Below are 3,937 nucleotides of genomic sequence, written 5' to 3' on the forward strand. Positions count from 1 at the left end.
CCACCGTCGTACCGGCGCCGCCGGGACCGGCGGGCGTCGGCGAGCAGGTCGTCGTGGCCACCGCCAGCGGGGCTGCTGCCGGCGCGCTCTCGGCACAGGCCACCGCCCAAGGTCGGCTGCGGCGCCTCGTCGAATTCGTCGCCCGCCAGGAACCGCGATTGCGTTGGGCCGCTGGGGATCGGCCGGATGGCACCACGGTGCTGGTCACCGACCTGGCCAGCGGTTGGATCCCACCGCACATCACCATCCCGCTCGGCGCGCAGCTGCTCGACCCGGCCTCAAGGCGCGGCGAGATCGAAACACTGCTGGGCGAGGTGACGGTCAGCGCCGGCTACGAACCGCTGCACTACCTGCCGCCCGCCGAGGACGCCGAGCCCGTGCCCACTTCTCCACGCGCCCGGCAATGCCCGGCCGTCGAAGAACTCGGCTGGGAACTCGGCCAGGCCACCATGTGGCGTGACGGCCTGCCGCGGCTCGCGCACACCTTGGCCAAAGCCGCCTCGGCCGGCACCGGGGTGCTCGACACCGAAATCGACCTTCTCAACGCGCACTTGGTCGCCGTCGCTGAGCAGGTGCTGAACTCGTACCCGGACAATGTGGACGCTGCCGCGCTGGCCAATTGGCAGCTGCTGGCGGCAATCGACGCCCTTGCTGCCGGCGACAAAATCGCGGCCAACTATCACTTCGCCTGGTTTCAGACATTGAGCCACCGGCCGTAGAAGGAAAGACCGCATGGACCCGCAACAGTTGCAGATCGTGTTGGCTCAGCTCGCGCAGGCGCTCGGGCTGCCGCCGCCACCGCCGCTGGCTCCCGACCAGATCGCGTCGACATACTCCACGATGAGCCAACTGCTCAAGGCGTTGGGCTTGGCCGCTAATTCCGGTGATCCCGCTGATGCGGCCGCGGCCCAGGCCGGCTACGACCAGCGGGAAATGCAGACTGGCGACGCGATGGCGCAATTCCCGGCCAATGACCAGCAGTCGGGCCAGGCGCTCGAGCAGATCATGGGGACGGCTCAGCAACTTCCGCAGTCGCTCAGCGGTATTGGGCAATCGTTCGGCGGCGTGTTCGGCGGCTTCTTCCAAGCGCTCAACCAGGTGCTACAGCAGGGCGTGCAGGCCGGCTCGCAGATGGCGGGGGCATTCGGCAAGGGCGGCCAGGGCGCGGCGCTCGCGGGTGAGCTACCCGAGGATGCGCTCGGCGATGCGCTTGGCGCCGGCGGTGGACTTTTCGGCGCGGGCGCCGGTGCGGCCGGCGCGGCGGGCGGTGCTCTGGAGGCCACCGCTCCGGCCGGAAACCTCGGCCCGCCGCCGACCCCGTCCGCCGGCACCTTCCCCGCCTCGTCGCAGGCCCAGCCGCCGGTGCCGCCGTCGGCAGAGCCTGCGGGCGCCCCGCGCGGCGGGATGGGCGGAATCCCGATGATGCCGCCCGGCGCCATGGGCGGTGCAACCGGATCCAACGACGCCAAACCCGACACCAAACGCATCGTCGGTCCCACGGTGAAAAACGGTGCCCCGGTACAGGGCCGCTTCACCACGCCACGCAGCGCACCCGAAGTCATCAAACGCATTGAGGGCAAACCGGTTGCCAGCCGGCGCATCCTCTCGCCCGATCGCAAACCCGACGACGACGACGAGACCCCTGAGTCAAATCGCTGACCTCACAGCGGCGGTGCCACGCCCCCAACGCAATGGGCAATGTCCGGCATGGTCGTCCTCCGTGTCGGCGTCGGTTGTGGGTTTGGCGTTGTCGGTGGCGCGTTCGCGGATCGGGATACGGTGCCTGATGGTGATCTTGTCGGGTCCGACGAGAACGTCTTTGACGAGCAGCCGCAGCACGCGTTGGCGTTCGTCAACGGTGGACAGTTCGGCCTTGGCGTGGAGCTGGGTGAGGAAGCCTTCGAGGTCGGAGGCGAGCTTGAGATAGGCCTCGCGGTCGGCGAGCTGGTTGTCGAGCGCCTCGATTTGGTTGCGCAGGTTGGTTTCTCGAGCACGCAGATCGGGCATACGTGCGCGCAGCTCATCGATGGTGATCAGTTGTTCGCCGAACGCCTCGATCATGCCGGCGATGGTGCTGCTGGTCTTGGCCAATGCGGTATCCAGTCGTTTCCGTTGCTGGGCAACAGGATTGGCGGTGCGGGCAGAGTCGAGGCGCCTGTCGATCTCGGTGCGGATCAGTTGCGGGTCGGCCAGCAGCCCGGTGATGTGATCCCACACTACAGTGTCGAGGTGATCGGCGCGCACCGGCTTGTTGGCGCAGACCCGCCCGCCCTCGTGGCGGTAGTCGTCGGAGCCCAGGCACCGGTAGTAGTAGTAGTAGATCTTCTTGTTGGTGGTGCGGGTAGAGGTGCGGTAGTAGCCGTATCCGCAGCTCGCGCAGGCGGCCAGCCCTTGCAGCAGCGACGGCACCTTGGCGTTGCGCGATGCGAACCTTTTGTTGTCGACCAGCCGTTGCGCGACCCGCTCGAAGGTGTCTTCGTCGACGATGGCGGGCACGGGAATCTCGGTCCACTGCTCGCGGGGCCGATCCACGCTCTTGTGCGCGCGTGGGGTGGAGCGTCCCTGCAGCCGGGCGATCCGGTTCAGGGCGGCCGATTCGTGCACCACCATGGTCTTGCCGAACACCGCGCGGCCGACGTAGGCGGGGTTGCGCAGCATGCCCCACACCACCGAGCGGTCCCACCGATGCTTGCCGGTGCGGGTCGGCACCTGTTGGTCGGTGAGCCAGCGCGTGAGTTCGGCGATGGAGGCGCCGTCGTCGGCGTAGCGGCGAAACAGCTCAGCGACCAACGCGGCCTCGTGTTCGACGATCTGGTAGGTGGCGCCGAGGGCCTCGGTCTTGCGGACATAGCGGTAGCCGAACGGGGCGCCGCCCAACACGTTGATCGATCCGCTCTTGGCGCGATGCGCCTTGCCGCGCCGGTAGCGTTCCATGATCTGCGCCTTCTCGTACTCGGCGAACATGCCCTGGAACTGCACCAGCAACTGGTCCTCCGGGGAATCGCCGCGCGGGCCCTTGACGAACTCCACCCTCGTGCCGGCGCGGGTGAACTCCTCGATCAACAGCGCCTGGTAGGCGAACTTGCGGGCCAGCCGGTCGGGCGAGTAGCACAGCACCACATCGATCCCGACCCCGGCCACCAGGTCGCGCAGCCGCTCCAGGGCGGGGCGCACCAAAGTGGCGCCGGAGTGGCCCTCGTCTTCGAACACCCACTCCTCGGGGACCTCAAGCCCCAGCTGCCCGGCGTAGGCGCGCAGCGCCGCCGTCTGCGAGGCGATCGTCTCGTCCTTCTTCTGCCGGGCCGACGACACCCGGGCATAGATTGCCGCGCTGCTCATGTGGCGCTCGTCCTTCCTGACCGACCCGTCCGATACGGGACTGTCGTTGTGGCACAAGGATCCTGTAGGCCACCGACACATCGGTGGCCGCGTGGCGGTCGAAGACGAACTCCGTCTCGACCACCCGGTCGTTCACGCGCGCGGACGCTTTCTGCGTCCCCGCGCCAGGAGTTCCTCCAGCGCCTGGGCGACCAGGGCCGAGATCGTGCTGCCCGACTCCCGTGCCCGCTCGCGCACCCGCGCCGCCAGCGCCGCAGGCAGCTTGACGGTGAACACCGTCGTCGCCTCCGGGACCTTGACGCGCCCACTCTGAGCAGCGCGCTGGGCGTATCGCCGCCCCTGCCGAGGCGAGCAGCCGAACCGCTCGGCAAGGATATGCGCGGCCTCGGGGACCGCAACACCAGAGGCCAACAGCGCGGCGGCCGCGTTGATCCGCTCGGCGTACTCGCCGGCATCGGCACGACCACGGCCACCAACCATGTCATAAATATACTACTTAACATGTCACTGGCTATCCTGGACACGCCGTGGCCGTTCCAGCCTCCGGTAACCCAGCGAGACATCAAAACAGAAGTTGCCCATTGCGTTGGGGGCGTGG

At 68.2% G+C, this 3,937-nt stretch carries 4 protein-coding genes; 2 read left to right on the forward strand and 2 right to left on the reverse strand.

The window, feature by feature from the left end; genetic code table 11:
- Together ABDV69_RS20415 and ABDV69_RS20420 are read left to right on the forward strand one after the other, a co-directional pair.
- The coding region (locus ABDV69_RS20415) for a DUF5631 domain-containing protein (protein WP_343577589.1) at nt 1-719 on the forward strand (719 nt) is incomplete at its 5' end.
- 13 nt (nt 720-732) lie between these two features.
- Nucleotides 733-1,659 (forward strand): hypothetical protein, encoded by a 927-nt coding sequence (locus ABDV69_RS20420; RefSeq protein ID WP_343577591.1) that lies wholly within the window; start codon nt 733-735, stop codon nt 1,657-1,659.
- Here the strand turns inward: ABDV69_RS20420 and ABDV69_RS20425 are convergent.
- Both ABDV69_RS20425 and ABDV69_RS20430 read right to left on the reverse strand, forming a co-directional pair.
- Nucleotides 1,648-3,339, reverse strand: coding sequence for a recombinase family protein (locus tag ABDV69_RS20425; RefSeq protein ID WP_343577593.1), 1,692 nt, complete (start codon nt 3,337-3,339; stop codon nt 1,648-1,650). The genes ABDV69_RS20420 and ABDV69_RS20425 overlap by 12 nt on opposite strands.
- A gap of 132 nt (nt 3,340-3,471) precedes the next feature.
- Nucleotides 3,472-3,819: a CopG family transcriptional regulator gene (locus ABDV69_RS20430; protein WP_343577595.1), complete on the reverse strand. Its 348-nt coding sequence runs from the start codon at nt 3,817-3,819 to the stop codon at nt 3,472-3,474.
- Nucleotides 3,820-3,937: the final 118 nt, after the last annotated feature.

This window comes from Mycobacterium sp., from assembly GCF_039583785.1.
Taxonomy (GTDB): Bacteria; Actinomycetota; Actinomycetes; order Mycobacteriales; family Mycobacteriaceae; genus Mycobacterium.

What these genes read in the sequence shown, in the direction of transcription:
- ABDV69_RS20420 (WP_343577591.1), top strand. Translation starts at nt 733, where the DNA reads ATGGACCCGCAACAGTTGCAGATCGTGTTGGCTCAGCTCGCGCAGGCG.
- ABDV69_RS20425 (WP_343577593.1), bottom strand. Translation starts at nt 3,339, where the DNA reads ATGAGCAGCGCGGCAATCTATGCCCGGGTGTCGTCGGCCCGGCAGAAG.
- ABDV69_RS20430 (WP_343577595.1), bottom strand. Translation starts at nt 3,819, where the DNA reads ATGGTTGGTGGCCGTGGTCGTGCCGATGCCGGCGAGTACGCCGAGCGG.